Genomic DNA, 23,440 nt, shown 5'->3' with positions numbered 1-23,440 from the left:
TCTTCTTTCCCTTGCTCTCCTATGTATTCTCTCTGTTAGTTCAGTCCGCGGGCAACGGCTCAGCCTCGCGTTCCCGACCGCAAACGACGCGCTTCTTCGAGGTGATTTGGCATCCTTCTATATGCCAACCAATCTGGCCAGCAAGCCACCGGAATCGGGTTCCTGGGGCTTTGTTAGAAATGTGCGGGAGTTTCCGGAAGGCCGAGTTTACACCCGCTTTCATGAAGGGCTTGATATCCGTCCGGTCGCACGTGATGCGCGGGGGATTCCTACTGACCCGGTGAAGTCCATTGCGAGTGGTGTAGTTGTTCATGTCAATTCGTCAGCTTCCCGCTCCAACTATGGCAAATATGTCGTGGTGAGGCATGACTGGGGCTACGGCCCTTTTTACTCGCTGTATGCGCACTTGGCGTCGACTTCCGCTGAGATTGGACAACAGGTTTCTCCGGGGAGTGTTCTGGGGATTCTGGGGTCGACCGGTTCAGGCCTCAACAACGCCCGCGCACACGTTCATTTGGAGCTCGATATCATGCTCAGCGAGCGCTTCGACGACTGGATGCGGCATTTTCTGAATTCTGCCAATCCTCACGGCAATTGCAATGGGCTCAATCTCTCTGGCTTGGACTTGTCGGAGATCTATCTCAAGCTCCAGAAGGATCCCAACTTCAATTTGGCCAAGCACATTCACGCTTTGCCCCAGCACTACCGCGTCACCGTTCCACGGACAGGGAGCGGGCCGCTGCCAATCGTGAAGCGCTATCGCTGGATGGGCTTTGGGAATCATAGTAAACCCAGCAAGTCTTGGGAGATCGCCTTTACCCGCTCTGGCTTCATTGTGGGAATCGCGCCTAGCAATCGGGAAGTGAGTGAGCCAACGGTCACCTATGTGCGCTCGACACGCATTGATCATAAGCACTATACGATTGGGAGGTTGACAGGAACAGGTTCTACTGCGACTCTCACCTCATCGGGAGAGCGTTTTATCGCTCTCATCACCGACGAATTTCCCACCGGGAATTAAGACTCATGAGCGAGCGACCACCCCCATGCCGCTCCTCTGATTCCTCGTTCAATTCGGAAATTTCGTCATTCCCCCTCATCCCTTTGGGACACGCTGGTAGCCTCGTATCGTGCTGCCTGCCTGTGACTGAAGGGAAACCTCTAATAGAAAGATTTTTTTAGTGAACGAAGAACAAATGAAACAGGGCATCCTCGAGTTGCTCGCCAAGCCGGGCGCACGCCCATTAACGAAAAGTGAAATGGCACGCGAGCTCGGGCTTGCACCCAAGGAGCGCGCCGAATTCCGCCGTCTGCTTGCAGCCATGGTTGCGGACGGCAGCCTGCGTCCAGGTAAGAAGGCCCGCATCGAAGTCTCCAAGAGCGATGGAAAGGGAGGCAAGGGTCTCCTGATTGGCCGCATCCGGATTTTTCCGAAAGGACATGGAACGGTCTACCCCGATTCCAATGAAGAGGCCAACGAGCAGAGCGGCTTTGACCTGAACGCGATCAAGCGCATCTACGTCCCCGGAGGAAAAACCGGCACCGCGATGGATGGTGATACCGTGGAGGTCAAGGTGGTCCTGAAGCGTGGCCGCGAGGGCGAAATCGATCCCCACGGAACGGTCACCCGCATCGTGGACCGCACCGACCGTCTGGTGGTGGGCGTCTACTTTAGTCGCAAGGGATTTGCATACATCCAACCGGATTCCGAAGCCCTACCGCAGACATTGGAAGTCGAGCCTGGCTCCGAGGCCAAGGATGGCCAGAAGGTTGCCGTCGAGCTGATCGAGTGGAAGAAAGGGCAGGATCCCCGCGGACGGGTCAAAGAGATCATCGGTTGGCCTGATAGCCCCGGAGTCGATATCATGAGCGTGGTTCATAAGTATGGATTGCAGACCCATTTTCCCGACGATGTGATCAGGGAAGCGGAGCGTGTGGCGGTGGAAGTTCCCGATAGCGAGAAGGCGCGTCGCGAGGATTGGACGGATCGTCTGGTGATTACCATCGACCCCTTCGATGCCAAGGATCACGATGATGCCATTTGGGTGCAGCGGAAAAAGGGCGGAGGATGGACCCTTGCCGTCCATATCGCGGATGTTTCCCATTATGTGAAGCCCGGCACCCCCCTCGACAAGGAGGCTCTCAAGCGGGGCAACTCGACTTATCTCGTTGATCGGGTTCTGCCCATGCTACCGGAGAATTTAAGTAATGGCATTTGTTCGTTGCGACCAGATGAGGTTCGCCTGACGAAGTGCGCGATTATGGAATTCAATGCCGAGGGTTTGATGACGAAGAGCACTTTTGTAGACGCCTTCATTAATAGTCAGGCCAAGCTTTCCTATGAAGATGCCCAAGTGGTCCTGGATGGGGGAAGCGTCCCCGATCGTTTCACTGGCAAGCTCAAGAAGGAACTGGAATCGATGATTCCCGAGGCTTGGAAATTGGCGACGGTTCTCCGCAAACGCCGCTTCAAGCGAGGGGCACTCGATATGGAGATGGACGAGATCAAAGTGCTCATTGATGAGGAAACCAAGGCAGCCACTGGATTTAAAAAGGTGGAGCACTGCGAGAGCCACCAGTTGATCGAAGAGTGTATGCTGGCAGCCAATGAGTCAGTGGCCAAGGCCCTGCGCGATCGCCAGAAGCCGGCCATCTATCGAATTCACGACGATCCGGATCCGGAAAAGTTGATGGAGTATGGCGAACTGGCGCGAGTTCACGGTTATCAGGTCGGCGATCTGACCAATCGGGCTCACGTGCAATCCTTGCTGGATCAGGCGAAGGGCACCCCGGAGGAGCATAACATCAAGCTGGGCCTGCTACGCAGCCTGAAGCGAGCCGAGTATTCCGAAGAGCCTCTTGGTCACTATGGTTTGGCAAAGGCTGATTATGCTCACTTTACCAGCCCGATTCGACGTTATGCGGATTTGATTGTGCATCGCGCACTCCAGGATTTGCTCAAGAACCGCCCGGAGAAACCCGACCGGACCATGCGCCAGCAGGATTGCAAAGAGGCGGCTATTCATATCTCCGAGACCGAGCGGAATTCAAGTTTTGCGGAACAGGAAACAAAGACCCTGAAGCTACTCGAGTGGTTGGAAATGACCCGGGTATCCGACGACCCGCCCACATTCGAAGGGGTGGTCACCGAAGTTCGCTCCATGGGGTTGTTCGTTGAGGCAACCGATATCATGCAAAAGGGCTTGGTGAAGTTCGAGGATCTTCCCGGGCGCGGTTGGCGCTTCAATGGCGGGGGACCGTCTTTTGTTCAGAAGGACCAGACCTTGCAAACTGGAGTGAAAGTGTCGTTGAAGGTTGCCAAAGTGGACTTTGTCGAGCAGCGGGTCGACTTCGAGATAGCGGAGATCGTCCCCGGGCAGGACATTCAACCACGGACTGGAAATGCGAAGAAAAGCAGCGGGGGACGGGGACAGTCTTCATCCCGCGGACGGGGGAGCAAGTCTTCCTCCGGCAGCAAGAAGAGCTCATCCAAAAAGCCGGCTAAGAAGGCCTCTAAAGGCGGTCGCCGGAAGAAGTAGTCATCGAGTTCGAATTGAGCATCAGAGAGTTGTTCTCTGGTGCTTTCGTTTGCCCTCGAACCATTTCAGCGGAGACGCTATTGCGAGGTTTTGTGGTCTCGGGCAATTTTCGCAAATGCCTTCTCGAGTCGTTTCGCAATCTCGGGTCGCTCCTCGATGAGGTTGTTTGACTCCTGTGGATCCTCGTGCAGATCGTAGAGTTGGTAGCCTTGTTCGAAGGGCTTGCCGAGTGGGCGTTGGCGGCCGCCTGAACCACTGGAAAGAATGAGTTTCCAGTCTCCCTCGCGAATGGCGAAGGTTCCGTTGGCCGAGTGATGAATGACCGGTGGCCGACTGGCCTTTTCTTTGCCCAGGAGAGAGTTCAGGAAGGAATAGGAGTCCTCCGCTTGTTCTGGGAGCGGGCTTTCAGTCACTTCCGCCACCGTCGCGAAGATGTCGGTGAGCGTGATGGTCTTTTTCGAGACCGATCCTGCCCTGGCCTTCTCGGGCCAACGGACCAAAAAGGGAACCCGGTGGCCGCCCTCGTAGATGTCCGCCTTCGTTCCGCGCCAATGGTAGTTGCTTTGATGGTCCGAAGGTCGATAGCCCTGATCCCCGGGATTGGCGAGGTGGTGTTGTTGGCTGTCCTTTCGACGATACATGAAGGAGCCATTGTCCGAGGTGTAGATGACCAGGGTGTCATCTGCGACTCCGTGCTTTTCCAAAGACTCCAACACCAGGCCCACAGTGTGGTCTACCTGGTGCACGAAGTCTCCGTAGGGCCCCAACTCGGTGCTGCCGACGAAGCGCTCGTGAGGCCAAACCGGTTTGTGCGGGCCGGTGAGGGGAAGGTAGAGAAAGAAGGGGGCTTTGCTTTTGGCTGAGTCCGCGATCACCAGATCGGCCTCCTTGGCCAAATCGTCCAGGACATCGCCGGGATCGAAGTCTGGTCCTTTCGGACCTTTGCGGGTGTATCGGGGGAAGGGTTGGTTCGGCTGGGTCTCGGTGAGTTGAGACACCGCCTCGTGGTCGCGAATCATGGTGTAGGGCACCATGTCGAGGGAAGCTGCGACTCCGAACCAGTGGTCAAAGCCCTTCTCGACCGGGGTATCAGAGATTTTGCCTTGAAAGTCGACTTGGCCATTTTCGTCCAGAGCCCATCCCATCCCGAGGTGCCACTTGCCGACCATGTTCGTTCGGTAGCCTTGCTTTTTCAAAAAAGAGGCGAGGGTGGGGCGGTCGTTCTCGATGAGGGGCTTGTCTTTCGGGGGAACGAGAACCCCTTTCTTTAAAGGAGAGCGCCAGCAATAGCGACCAGTGAGTAGCGCGTAGCGGGTGGGAGTGCAGACTGAAGAGGGGGTGTGGGCATCGCTGAATACCATGCCGTCGCGCGCGAGGGAATCGAGATGCGGAGTAGGAATCTTGGAGTCGGGGTTGAGCGCTTGCACGTCTCCGTAGCCCATGTCATCGGCAAGGATGAGGAGTATATTGGGCTTGGCCGAGGCCAAGAGGGGACAGAGAAACGCTATTGTTAAAAGTGACTTCATGAGAGCGATTACGCGTGGGGCAGAAAGCTCTTATCGCCGAATCGAGCATTTGTCGTGAGGGCAGGATAGAACGGGTTTCGCGATTGTCAGATGTGCTGTAGCGACTTTCACTCTCCACTATATGTTTTTCCTCGGCATTGACTCCAATGTTCATCGCACGGTTGTCGTGGCGTTGGACCTGGAGCTTGCTGCCGTGGTCGCCGAGGGCTCCGCCGATCATCAGTGCCTAGCAGGTGCGCCCTCCGGAGTCAGGGAGCAGGATCCGGCGAGTTGGATCTCGGCTCTGGATTCAGCCGTGCGGCAGTGTCTTTCCCGTCTGGGACCCGGACGGGATCGAGTGGCGGGAATCGGTGTTAGCGCGCAGAGTCATGGAGTTGTGACCTTGGATAGTGACAATCGCATTATCCGACCTGCAAAGTTGGCGGGGGACAGCTCGATGTGGCGGGAGAGCGAGGAAATCAGCCAGGCCTTTGGCGGGCCTCCCGGGATGATCGAGCTGACCGGCAACGTGATTGCGAGCGATGGTGCCCCGGCCTTTTTACATTGGCTGAAAAAGAACGAGCCCCAGCATTATCAGCGCCTCGCCACAGTATTGATGCCCCACGATTTTCTGAATTACTGGCTCACTAGTAGCAAGCGAATGGAGTTTGGCGATGCTTCGGCCTGTGGGTTGATGGATGTGCGCAGTCGGAGTTGGTCCGAGCCGCTTTTCAATCTCATTGACCCGCGGCTATTGGAGCGGATGCCTCCCCTTTGTTCCTCGCGGGGAGCGCAAGGTCCGCTACGTCACGACTTGGCTGCTTCCTGGGGCTTGACTGGCGAGATTCTGGTGAGTGCGGGAGGAGGCCTCTCGATGATGGAGGCGATCGGAGCAGGCAATGTGTCGGCGGGCGGAGTGACGGTGCGACTGGGTCAAGAAGGCCGGGTCTCGGGCGTGAGTGCCGAGCCCATCATTGATCCCCGGGGTGAGGTGAATTGTTTTTGTGATTCGACCGACCAATGGATGCCCACCGTGGCAACGATGGCTGCGACCGATCCGTTGGAGATGATCAGTAGCACCTTCGGCTGGACTTCCGCGCAATTGGAAGCCGCCGTCAGTGCGGCACCCTGTGGCGCAGAAGGTCTGGTATTTTTGCCCCCGGTGGAAAGTGGAGACTATACCGTTCCCACCCGTTTCCTTCACGGGATCACTCGCGAGAATTACACCGCGACCAATCTAGCTCGGTCGGCGGCCGAGGGAGTGGCGCTGGAGTTTGGGCACAGTCTGGAGCGCATCGCGGAGCTGGGTTTCGAGCCCAAGCATGTCCATGTCGCGGGGGACTGGTCGCGCAGCCAGGTGTGGCGCCAACTGGTGGCCAATGTGCTGGGGCTTCCTGTTGCGGCGGTGAAGGGTGGTGATGGCGCGGCCCTTGGAGCTGCGTTGCAGTCAGCAGTCACTTTCTTTGCAGAAAGCGGGGAAGACCTCACCTATCAGGAGATTGCGGCCTATGCCGCCGAACCCGCCGAAGGGAGTCGCTGCGAGCCAAATCTAGAAGAGCATGAACGCTATCGCGAGGTGCTGTCCCGTCGTCAGTTTTTGAGCGAGAGCCTGCGGGGTTCGGCCTTGAGTTAGAAAGAAGATGAGCAAGAGCAATGAGGTGAGAGGCGGTTGGAAGGCGATTGCCATTGGGAACACGGCCGGTTGGTTTGCGGTCTCGCTGGCGCGCACTCTTCGCTTGACGGTTGAGTATCAGTGCGAAGGCCCATCCACCTCGTCGCCCCGACTCTTTGCCCTGTATCACAATCGCATGATTGGTGCGGCTGCCGCCTCGGGACCTTGGTCGTCTCTTCGACCGGGGGTGGTTCTGACCAGCGCGAGCAAGGATGGGGCAACCCTGGCTGCGGCGATGGAGTGTTTCGGATTGGGGGCGGTGCGTGGTTCCTCTTCGCGACGAGGGGCTGCGGCTTTGGTTGCTTTGCGCCGCGAACTCGAAGCCGGTCACCATGTTGTGATCACGCCCGACGGTCCCCGGGGACCGCGCTATGTGGTCCAGCCCGGTTTGGTCAAATTGGCCTCCATCACCCAAGTTCCCATCATTCCATTTCTGGTAAACTACGAGAGCTATTGGCAGCTGAACTCTTGGGACAAATTTCAAATTCCCAAGCCCTTCAGCAAAGTGCAGATCACTTTCGGCAAAGAAATTCATGTTCCGGCGGACCTCGGGCGGGAAGAATTCGAATTAGAGCGGAAAAAGGTGGAGGAAGTGATGCGGGACAGCTTGAATCGCGGCGACCGATGAAGTTGATTGATGGAAAAGCGGTTTCCGCAAAAGTTTTGGAAGAGTGCCGGGGCGAGGTCCAGGCGCTGAAGGATCAGGGGATCAGTCCCGGCTTGGCTGTGGTGTTGGTGGGGGAAGACCCTGCCTCGCAGGTTTATGTGGGTTCGAAGGTTCGCACTTGCGAAGAACTGGGAATCTACTCGCGCAAGATTGTTCTCTCCGTCGACACCACGGAGGACGAGCTTCTCGAAGTGGTGCGCGAGCTCAATGCCGATTCGACCATTAACGGTATCCTCGTGCAGTCTCCTTTGCCCAGTCAAATCGACGAAGCCGCCATCGTGCGCGCCATTGATCCGGCGAAAGATGTCGATGGTTTCCACCCTGAAAACGTGGCCAAGTTGACCTTGGAAGACCCTACTGGTTTCGTCGCGTGCACTCCTGCCGGTTGCATGAGGCTGCTCGCGGAATACGACATCGATACCGCCGGTAAAGAGGTGGTTGTGGTCGGCCGTAGCATGATTGTGGGCAAGCCTATGGCCCTGCTCTTGGTGGCCAAAGGTGCTGATGCCACTGTCACCATCGCGCACTCCCGTACCAAAGATCTCGCCGCGGTTTGCCGCCGAGCCGACATCATTATCGCCGCCGTGGGCCGGCCGGAGATGGTGACCAAAGAGTTTGTCAAACCCGGCGCAGTCGTCATCGACGTGGGAGTCAACCGCGTGGACGATGCAAGCAAGAAGCGCGGTTATCGTCTAACAGGTGACGTGGCCTTTGACGAAGTCGCGGAGCTCTCCGAAGCGATCACTCCCGTCCCCGGCGGAGTGGGTCCCATGACCATCGCCATGCTGATGAAGAATACTTTGCAAGCGGCGCGGCAGCAGTGCTCCTAGGGGGAGATGCTTCCACGCTGACATTTTTCCCTGATTCAGGTAGCGTCCCGGCATGCCCGATGACGACTGGAAGCCCGAGATGCGGAAGAGGTATCATGTTCACCGACTCCGTAGCGAGGCGAGTTGGCAGGTCTGCCACTGGACGGACGAGTTCGTCGACATCACAGGCAAGGAGGAGCTGAAGCCGAGGTTTCGCACCCGGGTCAAGATGGCTTGGGATGAGGAGTTTCTCCATGTCCGCGCGGAGATGGAAGAGCCCCATGTCTGGGGCACCATCAAGAAGCAGAACGAGGTCATCTTTCACGACAATGACTTTGAGGTCTTCATCGATCCCGATTGCGATGGCTTGAACTATTACGAGTTCGAGATGAACGCGCTTGGAACGATCTGGGAGCTCTCTCTGCCCAAGCCCTACAATCAGGGAGGGGAGCCAATCTGGGGTTGCAACATGGAAGGCCTCCGCAAGAAGGTCATCGTGCACGGAACTCTCAACAACCCGAGGAGCGAAGATGATGGCTGGGATGCCCATGTTTCCTTCCCGTGGGCGGAGCTGAAGAAGTATCATAAGGACGCAGCCTGCCCTCCCAAGCCCGGGGATATCTGGCGCATCAATTTTTCCCGCGTGCAGTGGAAGCATCCAGTGAAAGACGGAAAGTATGTTCGCGTGCCACCCCACGGCAGCGACCTTACGGACAAAGAAACCGGCGAGATGACCCATCCCGAAGACAACTGGGTGTGGTCACCGCAGGGAGTCATCAATATGCATCTCCCGCTGCGATGGGGTGAGATTGAATTTGTGTGAGCGCGCCCGCGCGATGGATTTTCAGGTTTCGCGGGTGGGCTGGGGAATCCGTCTCGACCACAGCGCGAAGATCACAATCAGGATTGCCAGCAAGGCCGGTTGCCAGAGTAGGGTGGAGTGAAAGGCTTCGTCTTTGGACTGTCCATTTTGGTGAAAGCCGGCCACGGCTCCGGCGAAACTGAGGGAGGCGAGGCCGTAACCGAGATTGAAGATCAGTCCTTTGACCGACAAAATGGTGGCGCGCTGTGAGGAGGCTGCGATCTTGTTGAGCTCGCGCGAAGTGAGGAAGTCGGTCCAAGACAGAACCGCCATGGTGAGAATCGCGGGGATGATGCCCCACCAGGGCCAGGCTTGTCCGAGAAGTATGAGCGCTCCGGCGGACCAGCAGACGATAATAAGAAGGTGAGCGCGGGGAGTGAATCTCTGCGAAAGGGATTTGGCGATCTTTGGGATGAAGATGCCGGTGATTGCAAAAGTCGCTCCCAAAAAGCCAAAGAGCCATTCCGGGATCTGAATGAAGCGGAAATAGTCTGAAGTCAGGGTCGCAAAGGTGCGCGCAAACGAGTCCGCCAGTACACCGCCCAATACCACCATGAGCGCGAGGGGGGTGGTGATGACCCATCTGCCAGCGGAAAGGGTCGTGCGGAAGGCTTTTTTCAAAGAAGGGCGCTCTTCATCGTCGGTCTCGATGTCGCGCATGCGGAGGGCAAAGAAGAAACAGGCAATCCCCTGCAAGAATACCAGCGCGATGGGCAGACGGAGGGTGAGGGACTTCTCGAGATCGCCCAGAGCAGGAATGACTTTCGCCAAGACCGAGGGGTCATAGAGGAGTGAGCCCAGAATCATGGCTGTGAAGTAGGCCGCTGAGCGGAAGGTCATGACCGAGGCCAGCACCCCGTCCCACTGATCCTCCTCACCCTTCTCCTGCAAAGTGTCGTAGGCGAGCGCTTGGTCGGCACCACTGGCGGAAGCCTCCGAGGCCCCTGAGAGGAGACGGTTGGCAAAGACCATGAGTAGAAGAACCCAGCCTCCGTTCTGGGGCGCAAAGAGAAGGAGGGCCATCTCGACGGTCATCATCGCACCAGCCGCGACGAGGAGTTTCTTGCGCCCAATGGTGTCAGCCAACGCTCCAGACGGGACTTCCAACAGGAAGATGGCGGCAGCCCAAACGGCATTGAGGGTGAGGAACTGCTCCCGACTCAGTCCCAGATCGAGAAAGAGAATCGCGAAAATAGGGTAGTAGGCCCGCGCATTATAAAAAATCGTGAAAAAGGCATAGAGACGAACGTTCGCATGACGGAAGGGGCCGGCCCCAGTGAGGATTTCGCGCACGGGGAAGGGTGCTCCAATTTTAGAAAAAGGAAACGCGAAGAACGGGGAAATATGACGTTCCCAGCTCTTTTGTGTAACTTATTAAAGTTTTATTAAATATCCGCTGACACGAAATGAAAATTCTAAAAACATTGCAACCGCAATAGTTATTAAGATTTCCAAAGTGTACTCAGTATTAAAATATTGACCCAAAGGGGACTTATTGTGTACTACTGTGCACCGAAAGGAACCAAGTCAAAGCGTGGGTGTACCGAGTCAGAGCCTTGAAGGCGTCGTAGAACACAAACTAGATACCAAGTATCGAGTTTCCGTGCCCTCTGCGTGGCGTCCTGCCAGTGGCCAGACCGTTCAGCTGCGTCTCTTGAAGTGGAAGCACCTCAAGGTTCCCGTCCTGCGGGCGATGACTCAGGAAGCATTCGAAGCGGTTATCGAGTCGATTGCCTCCAATGCCGAGGTGGCCCCGGGCGTTCGCAACGCGCAGAAGCAAGCGGTGTACGCAGGGAGCGAATCGGTGACTTTGAACGACCAGGGCAAGTTGGCGGTGCCCAAGAAGACCGCGCAAGCACACGGCCTGGAGGCGGGGGAGTCAGTCCACCTTTTTGGGCGCGGGGCAGCCTTCGACCTGGTTGCCCCCAAAGATGTGGAAGAGCTGCGCGAGAAGGAAGCGAAGATTTTGGAAGACCTCTACGACTCAGTCGACTTTGGCTAAGGCGTGGAACGATGAATTTACTGGATAACTGGAACACTGGAACAATGCTGTCACTCCGATACCAAGCGAAAACTCCGACCCGGCAAGACTGCCTTGCCGAAAGGTGCTTTCTGCCCGGAACGAGCCTTCGCGAGGCTCGGAGTGGCGGCAGTTTCCCGACAATTTTACTGGATAACTGGATAACTGGAACAATGTCGCCACTCCGGCGCGAATCGAAAGCTCTTGCTCGGCAGAACTGCCTTGCCAAAGAGATTGCTTTGCTGGGAGAGGGCCCTCGAGAGGCCCGGAGTGGTGACAGTTTCCTGACGACTTTACTGGATAACTGGAACACTGGAACACTGTTGTCACCCCTCCGCTTGCGGACCTGGATGGCGAAGACCTTCTGCCTTGCTGGTGAGGGATTTTTCGCGTCGTCCAATCGTGGGCGCGGGGTGGCAACTTTCCAAGTGACGCGCGAAGGGCAGGCCTCGGGCCTCCTTCGACACTACGGATTTACTGGATAAAAACAGGATTGGAACACTGGAAAACATGCTGACACCCGCATTCATTCCGGCACTCGCCGGCTCGACCGACTGCCTTGCCGTTTTAGGACGGATGGTGGACTCGGTGGTGCCGGGATGGCGGGGTCACGTTTTCCATAATTCCTCCAGCGGCGAACAAGCTGGTGGAGGTAATGAGCAGGAGTTCTATCACAAGCCCGTTCTAATGGACGAGGTCTTGGCTGGTCTGGAGCCCGAAGAGGACAAATTGATTTTAGATGGCACCCTCGGTGGCGGGGGACATAGTGAGCGGCTGTTAGAAGCTGGAGCTCACGTGGTGGGAATGGATCGCGATGGCGATGCCTTGGCCTATGCGGGCAAACGACTGGAGGTCTTTGGTGACCGCTTTCGCGCCGAGCAGGGAAATTTTTCGGAGATGCGTTCGGTAGTGCCCGCGCGGTCTGTTGATGGTGTGCTGCTGGACTTGGGGGTGTCCTCCTGGCAGCTGGATCAGGCCGGGCGCGGGTTTTCTTTTCAAAAGGATGGCCCTCTCGATATGCGGATGGATCAGGCGGCGGGGGAGACCGCGGCCGATTGGGTGAACCAGCGTTCCGCGGAGGATCTCGCCAATATCTTCTTTCAGTATGGGGAGGAAAAAGCCTCCCGCCGAATCGCCGCCGCCATCGTGCGCGCTCGCGAAGAGGAAGAGTTCACCACCACTTTGCAACTTGCGAGTTGTGTGGAAAAGGTGATGGGCGGCCGTGGTCGCAAGCATCCTGCCACGCGGGTTTTTCAAGCCCTTCGCATGGCGGTCAATACCGAGTTAGACTCGGTGACGGCCGGTTTGGAGGCGGCGGAAGATGTCATCAAGCCCGGCGGAGTTCTCGCGGTCATCACTTTCCACAGTTTGGAAGACCGTTTGGTGAAACAATTTTTGAAAAAGAGAAGCGTCAAGTTTCTCGACCGGCCCGAGTGGCCGGAACCTCGCCCCAATCCTGACCTTGCCTGGGACCTCGTCTCGCGCAAGGCCATCGCGGCCACCGAAGGGGAGTTGGCCCAGAACACACGCGCCCGCAGTGCCAAGCTGCGCCTGGCAAAAAGACGATGAGCAAAAACAAAAAGAAGAAAGCCAATCTCAGTCCCGCCATGTTTGCCCTCTTGATTTTGACGGCGCTATCGTTGGGGACAACTGGTGTCTTTCATACGGTGATGAAGAACCGCCAGCTGGAAGTCGTTCGCGAGATCGAGCGCGTGGAGCGCCGCATCAAGGAGCATGAGCGTGATGTGACGAATCTCGATATTCGTCTCGGGCAATTGGAGAACCGCTGGGATCTCCGCAACACCCTAGTGGCTTCCAAGACCAACCTCCGGGGAATTCCCTTGGAAGTGATTGAAGATATTTCCGCCATCGGGGCTGTCCCTGAGATGGCTAGTGCAGAGTAGATGACCAAAGGATTACAAGTGCGTGTTTTGATGGTGTGCCTGGCTCTGGTGGCCGGGCTCAGCGCGCTTTCGGGTCGTCTCATTTACTTGCAATGGGGGTCTGCTGACGATCTCTCGAGCTCTAATCCAGGCCGGACCGTCAAGCGTCCGTTGCTGGCTCAGAATGGATACATCGTCGATCGTAATGAAGAGGTGATTGCTCGAAATAATCCGGTTACTACAATTATAGTAGATAAGAAAAATCTAGCAGACGCTTCCGTGGTTGCCGCCGGAGTCGCTCATGCCCGCGCGGTGCTTCATGAAGACTGGGCTTCGGGCAGTGAACAACGGAGAGACCGCATTGTCAGCTCGATCCGTCACGATATCCTTTCCAATCGAAGTGATGAGGAGATCGTGCAGCAGCACCTTGCTTTTCTCGCCAATATCTTGACCCCGCACTTGGACGAGTATGAGCATCGCGATGATCTTTTGGCCAAGATTGGTCCGGTCAAGAGAGGTGCTCGAGGAGAGCAGATTCTGGCGAAGGAGATTCCCGAGGAGATTGCCGACCGGATTCAGGATTCGGTTAAAGAGAACCGTATCCAATGTCTTCGTTTTGAAAAAAGCTATCGGCGAATTTATCCCAATCCCAAGCTCGCGGCCCATGTAGTGGGACTCGTAAATTACAAGGGTGAGGGCGTTGCGGGAATCGAGAAAGCGATGTCGCGCTACCTTCATGGCAAGGATGGTTACGAGATCACCAAGCGGGATGCCCGCAATCTTCCCTTGGGGAAAACAAGTGGCGTGATCATGCCTCCCATCACTGGGAGGGATGTCCAGTTGGCGCTGGATCTCGGGCTTCAGGCAATAGTCGAAGAGGAACTCGATGCGGGTTTGGCCTTTGCCGAATCGGTGAGGGGGGCGATCGTGGTGATGAAGCCACAGACCGGAGAGGTTCTGGCCATGGCCAGTCGGCCGACTTATGATCTTAATAAGCGTGAAAATGTCGATGTGGCGGGAGTGAACTATGCCACTCAAGCCGTTTATGAGCCCGGATCGACTTTCAAGATCATTGCGACCTCAGCCGCAATTGAGTGTGGATTGGCCAACTCTTGGACCCGCGTCTTCTGTCACGATGGAGTCTGCAACGAGTTGAAGCCACCCGTGAAAGACTATGCCCCCTTCGGTTGGTTGACCTTGGAAGAGGTTTTGGCCAAATCGAGCAACATCGGAACCTATCAATTTGCGAAGATGGTGGGACGTGAGCGCTTCTATGATTACATGGAAGCCTATGGTTTCGGAAAGAGAACTGGTATCGATCTTGGTGGGGAGCAGGCTGGCCTAACCAGTCGGAGCACCAATAATCGCGAGTTTGCTTCCAAGTGCTATGGCTATGCCGTCAACGTCACCCCGCTGCAGGTTGCCAATGCCTATTGCGCAATCGCCAACGGTGGCAAGTTGATGAAGCCACTTCTTGTGAAATCGGTGATGATGCCCAACGGGCAACGGATTGAAACCTATGAACCAGAAGTGATTCGTCAGGTGATCTCTCCAGAGACCGCCAAGATGATGCGCCGCGCATTGGCCACTGTGACTGAGCCTGGAGGGACAGCGACCCTGGGAGCGGTTCCGGGCTTCGGTGTGGCGGGCAAGACTGGCACCGCCTGGAAGGTGATCGATGGGGGATACGATAAGAATCGCAAAGTCGCCTCCTTTGCCGGAATGCTTCCAGTTGATAATCCCGAGTTTGTTTGCGTGGTGGTCATCGATGATCCGCGCACTCCCAATGCCTCACATGGAGGCGGCACTATTGCCGCTCCCATCTTCTCGAAAGTTGCGGGCCGCTTGGCCTCCGCCATGAACCTAAAACCTACCCGTGCGGTCGTAGCGCCGCTAGCCAGCCAATGAACCTAAGCGAAATCATTCCCTGCCTCCCGAAGGCCCGCATTACTGGCCCCCGCGAGGGTGAGTTGGGCACAGTAATTGACGACTCCCGTTTTGTTCAAACTGGCAGTATTTTTGTTGCGGTTAAGGGGACGGTCTTTGATGGGCATAAATACATTCCCACCGCGATTGCGGGGGGGGCAGCAGCTATTGTAGCGGAGGAGGGACCAATCGATGGCTTTGACGGCACTTGGATCCAAGTTGCCAATTCCCGGGACGCCTTGGCTATTCTCGCGGATCTTCAGGCAGGATCGCCTTCGGCTGATCTCAATCTGATCGGTATAACCGGAACCAACGGGAAGACAACGATTGCCTTTTTGGTTCACGGTATTCTGAAGCAGGTCCGGCAGCGGGCTGGAATGATTGGCACGATTCAGGTGGATGATGGGGTTAAAGTGACAACTTCGACCCACACAACTCCTGGTGCGATCGAGTTGCAAAACCTTCTGGGCCGTATGCGTGATAACGGCTGTCACGGAGTTGCGATGGAAGTGTCTTCTCACGGATTGGAGCAAGGTCGGGTGCGGGGACTGAACTTTCAGGTAGGGGTCTTTACCAATCTGACTCAAGATCACTTGGACTATCACGGCACGATGGACAACTACTTCGCGGCCAAGAAGATTCTCTTTAGCGATATGGCTGCCCATAGTCCCAAGGGTGTCGGGGTGATTAATAGCGACGATCGCTATGGTGAAGAGCTCATGAAAGACTTCGAAGGTCGCCTCAAGTTGGTGAGCTACGGTTTTGGTAGTAATTGCGACTTTCAAGCAGGCCGAATCAAGCAAAACGCGAAAGGCATGGAGTTTCAAATGGAAGCGAAAGGAAAGTCCTTCCTGGTAAGGCTACCTATGATCGGTCGCTTCAATGTTTTAAATGCATTGGCTGCCTTGGCTGCGGTCGATGCCATTGGGGTCTCTTTGCGCGATGCCGTTGCAGCTCTGAAGAATGTTACCGGGGTTCCAGGTCGACTGGAACTTGCCGGGATGATCAATGGGGCGGCGGTTTTTGTAGATTACGCTCATACGCCCGACGCGATTCAGAATGTTTGTCGAACTCTTCGGGAACTCAATCCGTCACGCTTGATCACGGTTTTTGGCTGCGGAGGAAGCCGCGATCGTGGGAAGCGAGCTCCGATGGCTCGGGCAGCGGAGAAGGATAGCGATTTCTGCATTGTTACTTCAGACAATCCTCGCGATGAAGACCCGGCTGCGATCATCGCGGACGTGGAGAAAGGTTTCGTCGGAACTGCGTTTCGTAGTGTCCCCGACCGTCGGCAGGCTATCCGCACTGCAATCGAAGCAGCCAAGCCTACCGATATCATCCTCATCGCAGGGAAAGGACATGAGGACTATCAGATCTTCAGGGGCGAAAGGACCACCTTCGACGACCGCGTTGAGGTGCGAAAGGCCATCGAAGTGGTGGAAAGATTGAATCAAAAAGAAAGCGCATGAAGGATATTACGCTAGCTGAGATTGCCGATGCCATCGGTGGAGAACTTCCCAACGGGGGAGGAGATATCGTTGTGGTCAATGGAGTATCGACCGATACTCGTCAGCTAGCAGGGGGCGAGCTCTATATCGCCCTGCGGGGAGAGCGCTTCGATGGACACGATTACGTCGGCTCCGCATTGGATGCGGGTGCGGTTGGAGCCTTGGTCGATAGTGAAGAAGCGGCAGTCAATCGTGAGGGCTTGATCGTGGTTCCTGATACCTTGATCGGGTTGCAACGCTTGGCTCGTTGGTGGCGGGTAGAACTTGCGATTCCGGTCGTGGGCTTGACTGGTTCCAATGGCAAAACTTCCACCAAGGACTTTACCCGTTCAGTGCTGAGTCAGCGGTATCAGGTGCGGGCGACCCAAGGGAACTTAAACAATCATATCGGTGTGCCTCTCAGTGTGCTGTCTCTCACCGAAGATGATGAGGTTGGAGTCTTTGAGATGGGGATGAACCATCCCGGTGAGATTGCTCCTCTTTGCGAAATTGCGCTGCCGCATCTGGGCATCATCACCAATATTGGAAGTGCTCATATCGAATACATGGGAACACGCGACGCGATCGCGGAGGAGAAGGGTGCCTTGGCAAGAGCTTTGCCAGAAATCGGAACCCTAATGGTCCCCGCTTCCTGTGACTATCTCAACTACTTCAAGGCCAGAACGAAGGCCTCCGTGGTAGCTGTTGGCAACGGTCGGGGCGAAGTGAGAGCCGAAGAAATCGATGGTTCCGGAGAGGGGATGAAGTTTACTCTCGTGATAGAGGGCGAAGGACGAATTCCCGTAGAGCTTTCGGTTGCTGGTCGTCATATGGTGACAAACGCCTTGTTAGCCGCTGCCGCAGGACGTTGCCTGGGACTGACTCTCGGCGAGATTGCCGAGGGGCTGGTCGCGACGGAGTTGACCAGCGGGCGATTGCGCTCCTTCAAGTCGCGCGATATCACGATTCTGGACGATACCTACAATGCAAACCCCGAATCGATGCGAGCAGGTCTAGAGACCCTTGTCGAGAGACAAGCGGGACCGGGTGGGCGACACTTTGCGGTGCTCGGGATGATGGCCGAAATCGGTGAAACCGCTCCCCAGGCGCATCATTCGCTCGGTGAGTTCGCGGCAGAGCGGGAGGTCCAGGTTGTTTCGGTTGGAACGGGGGCCAAGGGGATTTCCCAAGGCGCTGGAAGTGACCGTCATTTTGATTCGCGCGAGGATGCCGCGCAGTGGCTAACCCAAGAGCTGCAAGCTGGCGACGTCGTCCTCTTCAAAGGCAGTCGCACCGCCGCCATCGAGAAAGTAATGAAACAAATTTTCCCCCAAGACTAATGTTATACTGGATTTACGAACTTTGGATGAAGGCCAATGAGGCCGGAGAGAGCTGGGCTGATACCTTTAGCTTCTTGCGCTTGTTTAAATATCTTTCTGTTAGAGGAGGACTTGCGGCCTTGATGACCTTTGGTCTCACTCTCACATTTGGTCCCCGTATCATCCGTAAGTTGATTTCGCTGAAGGTCGGCCAACCGATTCGGACGGCGGATGAAGTACACAAATTGGCGGAGCTGCACGGCCAGAAAGCAGGCACTCCTACCATGGGTGGAGTGATGATTTTGGGTTCAGTTCTAGTTGCAGTTCTGATTTGCGGCCGGGTGCTTAACCCCTTCGTGACGGTCACGATGTGTGCGATGCTGGGATTGGGTCTGCTAGGTTTTGTCGATGATTACGCCAAGGTCGTGAAGAAGACTTCCGACGGCGTCAGCGGTAGGACCAAGCTTTTCTGGCAGCTGGTAATCGGGTTATTGGTGGCCCTTTTTGTTTTTACCAAGCCGGAGACCAATCTCTGGTTGTTTGCCGACAGCGAGGAAGTGTGGAAAGAAAGCTCACGCCGCATTTCGGACCTCTCGTTCCCTCTCTCCAAATCTCCTATCATTGCGATGGGATTCTTCGCGATTCCTTTCTTTGTCGTGGTTATCATGGGGGCTTCCAACGCCGTGAACCTAACAGACGGATTGGATGGTCTGGCCATTGGCTGCACCATCACCGTTTCGTTGGCGTATGCGGTTCTTGCCTATGTGGCTGGCAATGAGAATGCCCACGACTATCTCAACGTGCCGTTCAACCCTGCGGTGGGGGAGCTGGTTGTTGTGATGATGGCCCTCGTAGGAGCGGGTTTTGGTTTTCTTTGGTTCAACTGTTTTCCTGCAAAAGTATTCATGGGGGATACGGGTTCGTTGGCGATTGGAGGGTGTATTGGCACCACTGCGATTTGCGTCCGGCAGGAACTTCTCTTGGTGATTATCGGTGGAGTTTTTGTGATGGAGGCCATGTCGGTCGTGCTTCAGGTCGCGAGCTTCAAGTCCACCGGTAAACGAATCTTTCGCATGTCACCCATCCATCACCACTTTGAGTTGGGTGGATGGAAGGAAACCCAAGTGATCGTCCGCTTTTGGATCCTTTCCATTCTCTTCGCCATGATCGGACTCGCCACATTGAAAATTCTCTAATGAAACTCGAAGGACAGAACGTAGCCATATTAGGGGCCGGCCGGAGTGGTCGGGCTGCAGCGGAATTGTGTCTCAAACTGGGGGCCAAAGTGACCGTCTATGATACGAACGAGATCAAAGGAGAGTGGCCTTCGGAGATTCGTCTGGAAGGGGACTCCACGGCCTCCACCGCTGACTCAAACAAATTCGACCTGGTTGTCTTGAGTCCTGGCATTGAGACCGAAGGAGAATTTGCCCAAGCCTTTGCCAAGAAAAGCAATGGCTTCATCGGTGAGATGGAGTTGGGCTTCCAGAACTACGAGGGACTGGTGGTGGCGATCACCGGGACCAATGGCAAGACCACTACCACGGAGTTGATCTCAGCATTCCTCAATGAAGGGGGCGTCTCCTGTGTTCCTTGTGGCAATCATGGTCGTCCGCTTTCCGATGTTGTCTTGGATGAGAACCCTCCTGCGGCGGTTGCTTTGGAGGCGAGTTCTTTCCAACTGGAGACGATTGATACTTTTCATCCCGAAGTCGCCGTGTGGCTGAACTTTGCGCCGGACCATATGGATCGCTACCGCACTCTCGAGGACTATCGGGCGGCGAAAAAGCGCATCTTCGAGAACATGACTGGCGACGATGTCATCATCGCCAAGTCGGGGGAGGAACTCGACTCGATCAAAGCGCGAGTAGTTCGCTTCATGAGCGAATGGGACGAGGAGAATGGTTGTGAATTCACCATGCGCAACGGGCATATCTATCATCAGGACGAACCCTTCGTTTGTCTGGAGGATACCAACTTGCGCGGACTCCATAATGCGGAGAATATTATGGCCGCAGCCGGCGCAGCCAGTGCGGCGGGGGTCAATTTCGATGATATTAAAAAGGCGCTCAAAACCTTTTGTCCGCCACCTCATCGTTGCGAGTTGATTCGCACCTTGGATGGGGTCGAGTACTTGAATGACTCCAAGGCAACCAATTTACATGCTCTTGAATCGGCGCTTCGCGCGCTCTCCCGTCCTATTGTTCTAATTTCTGGAGGCAAGGAGAAGGGGCTGGACTACAGCCCGCTTCTGGAAGTCCTCCAAAAGCGAACATTGGCTACCGTAACTTTTGGCGAAATCGGAGCCAAACTTGGCGAGCTCTTCTCGAAGAGCGTCAAGACCGAAACCGTAGAAACTCTCGAAGAGGCAGTGAAGATTGCGCAGGGGCTGGCCCCCGCGGGATCAACTGTTCTCTTTTCCCCCGGGACTTCTTCATTCGACCAGTATTCAAGCTACGTCGAAAGAGGAGAGGCGTTCCGCCAAATTGTAAACCAACTGAAATAAGAGACCACATATGAAGACCAAAGCATTCCAAACCAAGAGAAAGCCAAAGAAGGGCTTTCGATTCCTGCACGCCAAGACTCGAAAGAGAAAGCAGCGTGTTTCAGCCGCTGCGGCGGGCGGAGATTTCTCTGTTGAAGAACCGAACTTGGGCGTCGCCCGGGCGCTCGTTGTTATTCTCATTCTGCATGTTGCAGCCATCGTCGCGATCGTGGTGCACAGTAGCACGAATGATAGTGAGCTGGCGGTGAAGGATACACCTGTGGCAACCCCAGCCAGCAAACCTCAAGTCGCTTCCCGGCCCGAACAAGCTGCCAAACCCAAAATTGGCCCCGGAGATCGTTGGGAATGGGTTGGAGCAGGGGACACCTACGAGCGTATCGCTCGTAAGCATAGTGTCGATGTGCAAGAGCTTCGCCGCATCAATGGCAACACTCCACTGAGTGCGGGAGTAGCACTTATCTTGCCCGATCCTATCGCGCCGGAATTGCCGTCCGCTCCTGCCATGGCTGAAGTCACCGCGCCCGACCCAATCATCCAGGAGACATTGCCTCCTATCGTAGAGGTGCCTGTTAGAAACGGTTTGCCCGCGGAATACGAGATCGTAGGGACTGCTCAGCCAGTCGACCATGCTCCCGAGCCGTTCCCAACTACGCAGCCCGTGCCGGTCCAAGAGTTCGTCAGAACTGAACCTGTTGTCAACGTTACTCCACAAGCACAGCCAGCTCCCCAGCCAGCCCCGGCACCGGAGCCTGTTGTCGTGCAGCAAGCACCCCCGAAGCCTGCGACAAAGAGCTATACCGTGCGCAAGGGCGATACCCTCTGGGCCATCGCGAATCGCAATGGAATCTCTGTCGACAAGCTGTTGGCTGCCAACCGCAATGTTGATCCCAAGAAGATGCGCCCCGGCATCACCGTGAAGATCCCAGTTCAATAACGCAATGGGTCGAAACAGCGCCATCATTCTTCTTTCTGCCGTCGCCGCCCTGGTTGTTCTTGGGTTGGTGATGCTGTCCAGCACGAGTGTCTGGTCAGAGGAGATGCGTGGTGCCGCCGACCCTTATGCGTTGGTCAAGAAGCAGCTGCTCTGGCTCTGTCTCGGTTCTCTCGGGGCTTGGGCGCTAGCGCTTTTTGACTACTCCAAGTTGCAAGACCTATGGCCCTATTTGTTGGGTGGGGCCTGTGTCTTGCTGACTTGTTGTTACATTCCGGGTCTCAATGTTGAGGTTCATGGTGAAACCCGCTGGGTCAAGTTTCCCGGTCTGCCCGTGCTACAACCTTCGGAGCTTGCCAAGCCCATTGTAGTGATTGCGTTGGCGGCTTGGTTTGCCCGCTATCAGGCTGAGGCTCGCACTTTCATTCGAGGATATGTGATTCCCTGTGCCTTACTGGGGATTCCGTGTGTATTGATTCTGTTTGAGAAAGATTTAGGTACAACGATGGTTCTTGGAGTGGTCGGGATGGCGATTCTCTTCGTGGCAGGAACCCGTATTTTGCTTTTGCTCTCGACTGCAGGGATTTCGATTTGGTCTCTATGTTGGTTTGTTTCCCAAGATGAGATCCGTTTGCGCCGGATTCTTGCATTCCGGAATATGCACCTCGAGGAAGTTCGTCTAGGTGATGGGTGGCAGACCTTCCGCGCGCTCGAGGCTTTTTCCAATGGTGGCATTTTTGGAACGGGCCTGGGGTATGGAGCCGAGAAGCATGGGGCTCTCCCATTCGCACATACTGATTTCATTTTCGCGGCCCTGGGTGAAGAACTCGGGTTGGTTTGCACCCTTATTACGGTTTTTGCATTTGTTCTCATCACGATTGGTGGTCTGGCTGTTTCTCTCTACGCCCGTGAGTTTTTTGGAAAGGTCTTGGCGGCCGGGATCACGATGATTGTGGTGGTGCCGGGTATCCTGAATATGGGGGTTGTCACGGGCTCGCTTCCCGTGACTGGTTTGCCTCTTCCTTTCCTCAGTTACGGGGGATCCAGCTTGGTCTTCACCATGTGCTCGATTGGACTTTTGATGAGCATTCATCGCCGGGCGGTCTTTGTGGATTCCGCGGCCATGCCTCATACCAAGGAGCGTAAATTCGCGCTCAAGCTTTGAGCTCTACGACTGAGTATGATGCAAAGGGGGGTGGTCCTTTGAGCGTCGCTGTCGTATCTCCAGCTCCACCAATATTATGAAAGTCGTCATTGCATGCGGAGGGACAGGCGGTCACCTCTTTCCCGGAATCGCGGTCGCGGAAGAACTTCTGAAGCAAGGGCATGAGCCTCTGCTGATTATTTCCGAGAAGAAGGTCGATGCCGAGGCTTCCGCCAAGTATGAAAACTTGCGCTTCGAAGTGATGCCGGCAGTGGCCAAGCCCTCCACGCTGTCTCCAAAGATGATCCCGTTCCTTCTCGGGTTGGTGAAGTCGATTGGGCAGTGCAAGCAACTCTTGAAAACGGAAAAGGCGGAAGTGGTTCTTGGAATGGGGGGCTTCACTTCCTTTGCGCCGGCTTATGCGGGAAAGAAGCTCGGACTGCGGACCTATGTTCATGATTCCAACGCTGTTCCCGGCAAGACGAACATCATGATAGCCAAGTACTGCACCAAGGTGTTGTTGGGCTTGGAAGCTGCGAGTTCGTATTTTCCCGGTCGGGATACTGCAGTCGTGGGCACTCCGGTTCGTGGGGAGCTCGAGAATCTGCCATCCCGTGAAGAGGCTGCGGCCAAGTGGGGGCTGGACCCGGCGAAGCCCACCTTGTTGGTCTTTGGCGGTAGCCAGGGGGCGCGTGGTCTTAATACCCTGGTTGTGGAGGCTGCCGAGTCCCTGGAGTGCCAAGTACTCCATGTGGCAGGGCAATTGGATTTCGAACGAGTGAAGGGTTTGGTCGGGGGCCGTGAGGGATATCACACGCTCGACTTCTGTGACGATATGCCTTCGGCCTATGCTGTAGCGGATGGGGTGATCTGTCGATCGGGAGCTTCCAGCATGACCGAGTTGGCCTACTTGGCTCTGCCCTCTGTTCTCATTCCGTATCCCTACGCAGCGGATGATCACCAGACCGCAAATGCGAAGGTGTTCGCCGATGCCGGAGCGGCTCTCATGGCTCAGGAAAAGGATCTTGATGGAGAAAAGCTGGCTGCTCTCGCGCGCCAGCTATTGCCCGGTGCTCCAGAGCGGGAAGCCCTTGTGACCCAAACTCGAATTTTGGGAGAGGGCAGCGCGGTGGAAGAGATTGTGAATGTGGTGGTCGGGGAAACTTCGGC

At 55.8% G+C, this 23,440-nt stretch carries 19 protein-coding genes and 1 pseudogene; 18 read left to right on the top strand and 2 right to left on the bottom strand.

Going from position 1 to position 23,440, the window contains the following annotated elements:
- Nucleotides 1-121 precede the first annotated feature (121 nt).
- Nucleotides 122-1,021, top strand: a complete 900-nt coding sequence (locus IE099_RS17045) for a M23 family metallopeptidase (RefSeq protein WP_189572626.1) — start codon at nt 122-124, stop codon at nt 1,019-1,021.
- Nucleotides 1,022-1,196: 175 nt separating this feature from the next.
- Nucleotides 1,197-3,539, top strand: a complete 2,343-nt coding sequence (gene rnr / locus IE099_RS17040; RefSeq protein ID WP_229809567.1) for a ribonuclease R — start codon at nt 1,197-1,199, stop codon at nt 3,537-3,539.
- A 77-nt stretch (nt 3,540-3,616) separates the two neighbouring features.
- Here rnr and IE099_RS17035 read toward each other — a convergent pair whose 3' ends face one another.
- Nucleotides 3,617-5,065: a sulfatase family protein gene (locus IE099_RS17035; RefSeq protein WP_189572620.1), complete on the bottom strand. Its 1,449-nt coding sequence runs from the start codon at nt 5,063-5,065 to the stop codon at nt 3,617-3,619.
- Nucleotides 5,066-5,186: 121 nt separating this feature from the next.
- On the opposite strand from IE099_RS17035, the gene IE099_RS17030 reads away from it, so the two are divergent.
- From IE099_RS17030 to IE099_RS17015, 4 genes are read left to right on the top strand one after another with little or no spacing between them, the layout of a single operon-like run.
- Nucleotides 5,187-6,677, top strand: coding sequence for an FGGY family carbohydrate kinase (locus IE099_RS17030; RefSeq protein ID WP_189572617.1), 1,491 nt, complete (start codon nt 5,187-5,189; stop codon nt 6,675-6,677).
- Nucleotides 6,678-6,684: 7 nt separating this feature from the next.
- A complete protein-coding gene (locus tag IE099_RS17025; RefSeq protein WP_189572615.1) occupies nt 6,685-7,344 on the top strand; it encodes a lysophospholipid acyltransferase family protein in 660 nt (219 codons plus the stop codon).
- Nucleotides 7,341-8,213: a bifunctional methylenetetrahydrofolate dehydrogenase/methenyltetrahydrofolate cyclohydrolase FolD gene (gene folD / locus IE099_RS17020; protein WP_189572612.1), complete on the top strand. Its 873-nt coding sequence runs from the start codon at nt 7,341-7,343 to the stop codon at nt 8,211-8,213. The genes IE099_RS17025 and folD overlap by 4 nt, the downstream gene beginning before the upstream one ends.
- Nucleotides 8,214-8,265: 52 nt before the next feature.
- Nucleotides 8,266-9,015 (top strand): carbohydrate-binding family 9-like protein, encoded by a 750-nt coding sequence (locus IE099_RS17015; protein ID WP_189572610.1) that lies wholly within the window; start codon nt 8,266-8,268, stop codon nt 9,013-9,015.
- Between the two features lie 21 nt (nt 9,016-9,036).
- On the opposite strand, the gene IE099_RS17010 is transcribed toward IE099_RS17015, so the two are convergent.
- Nucleotides 9,037-10,347: an MFS transporter gene (locus IE099_RS17010; RefSeq protein ID WP_189572607.1), complete on the bottom strand. Its 1,311-nt coding sequence runs from the start codon at nt 10,345-10,347 to the stop codon at nt 9,037-9,039.
- A gap of 310 nt (nt 10,348-10,657) precedes the next feature.
- On the opposite strand from IE099_RS17010, the gene IE099_RS17005 reads away from it, so the two are divergent.
- From IE099_RS17005 to IE099_RS16950, 12 genes and pseudogenes are all read left to right on the top strand, one after another.
- Nucleotides 10,658-11,056 (top strand): hypothetical protein, encoded by a 399-nt coding sequence (locus tag IE099_RS17005; RefSeq protein ID WP_189572605.1) that lies wholly within the window; start codon nt 10,658-10,660, stop codon nt 11,054-11,056.
- Nucleotides 11,057-11,247: 191 nt separating this feature from the next.
- Nucleotides 11,248-11,559: a hypothetical protein gene (locus IE099_RS17000; protein WP_189572603.1), complete on the top strand. Its 312-nt coding sequence runs from the start codon at nt 11,248-11,250 to the stop codon at nt 11,557-11,559.
- Nucleotides 11,560-11,584: 25 nt separating this feature from the next.
- Nucleotides 11,585-12,643, top strand: coding sequence for a 16S rRNA (cytosine(1402)-N(4))-methyltransferase RsmH (gene rsmH / locus IE099_RS16995; protein ID WP_229809564.1), 1,059 nt, complete (start codon nt 11,585-11,587; stop codon nt 12,641-12,643).
- On the top strand, nt 12,640-12,978 hold the full coding sequence (locus tag IE099_RS16990; protein ID WP_189572601.1) for a hypothetical protein: 339 nt from the start codon (nt 12,640-12,642) through the stop codon (nt 12,976-12,978). Before rsmH ends, IE099_RS16990 begins: the two co-directional genes overlap by 4 nt.
- Nucleotides 12,979-14,865 (top strand): peptidoglycan D,D-transpeptidase FtsI family protein, encoded by a 1,887-nt coding sequence (locus tag IE099_RS16985; protein WP_189572598.1) that lies wholly within the window; start codon nt 12,979-12,981, stop codon nt 14,863-14,865.
- Nucleotides 14,862-16,352, top strand: coding sequence for a UDP-N-acetylmuramoyl-L-alanyl-D-glutamate--2,6-diaminopimelate ligase (locus tag IE099_RS16980; protein ID WP_189572595.1), 1,491 nt, complete (start codon nt 14,862-14,864; stop codon nt 16,350-16,352). Before IE099_RS16985 ends, IE099_RS16980 begins: the two co-directional genes overlap by 4 nt.
- The gene (locus tag IE099_RS16975) at nt 16,349-17,710 is read left to right on the top strand and encodes a UDP-N-acetylmuramoyl-tripeptide--D-alanyl-D-alanine ligase (RefSeq protein ID WP_189572592.1); all 1,362 of its coding nucleotides are present in this window, start codon (nt 16,349-16,351) and stop codon (nt 17,708-17,710) included. Before IE099_RS16980 ends, IE099_RS16975 begins: the two co-directional genes overlap by 4 nt.
- 26 nt (nt 17,711-17,736) lie before the next feature.
- A complete protein-coding gene (mraY, locus tag IE099_RS16970; protein WP_345778129.1) occupies nt 17,737-18,885 on the top strand; it encodes a phospho-N-acetylmuramoyl-pentapeptide-transferase in 1,149 nt (382 codons plus the stop codon).
- The gene (gene murD, locus IE099_RS16965; protein WP_189572586.1) at nt 18,885-20,195 is read left to right on the top strand and encodes a UDP-N-acetylmuramoyl-L-alanine--D-glutamate ligase; all 1,311 of its coding nucleotides are present in this window, start codon (nt 18,885-18,887) and stop codon (nt 20,193-20,195) included. The genes mraY and murD overlap by 1 nt, the downstream gene beginning before the upstream one ends.
- 10 nt (nt 20,196-20,205) lie before the next feature.
- A complete protein-coding gene (locus IE099_RS16960; protein WP_189572583.1) occupies nt 20,206-21,129 on the top strand; it encodes a LysM peptidoglycan-binding domain-containing protein in 924 nt (307 codons plus the stop codon).
- A 4-nt stretch (nt 21,130-21,133) separates the two neighbouring features.
- Nucleotides 21,134-22,291: an FtsW/RodA/SpoVE family cell cycle protein gene (locus IE099_RS16955; RefSeq protein WP_189572580.1), complete on the top strand. Its 1,158-nt coding sequence runs from the start codon at nt 21,134-21,136 to the stop codon at nt 22,289-22,291.
- 73 nt (nt 22,292-22,364) lie between these two features.
- Nucleotides 22,365-23,360, top strand: a pseudogene (locus tag IE099_RS16950) (UDP-N-acetylglucosamine--N-acetylmuramyl-(pentapeptide) pyrophosphoryl-undecaprenol N-acetylglucosamine transferase); the annotation flags it as partial.
- Nucleotides 23,361-23,440 lie beyond the last annotated feature (80 nt).

The sequence above is a fragment of the Roseibacillus persicicus genome (assembly GCF_014651675.1).
Lineage (GTDB): Bacteria > Verrucomicrobiota > Verrucomicrobiia > Verrucomicrobiales > Akkermansiaceae > Roseibacillus > Roseibacillus persicicus.
The sequence above is the reverse complement of the archived record's forward strand: the minus strand, read 5'-3'. Positions and strand labels throughout refer to the sequence as shown.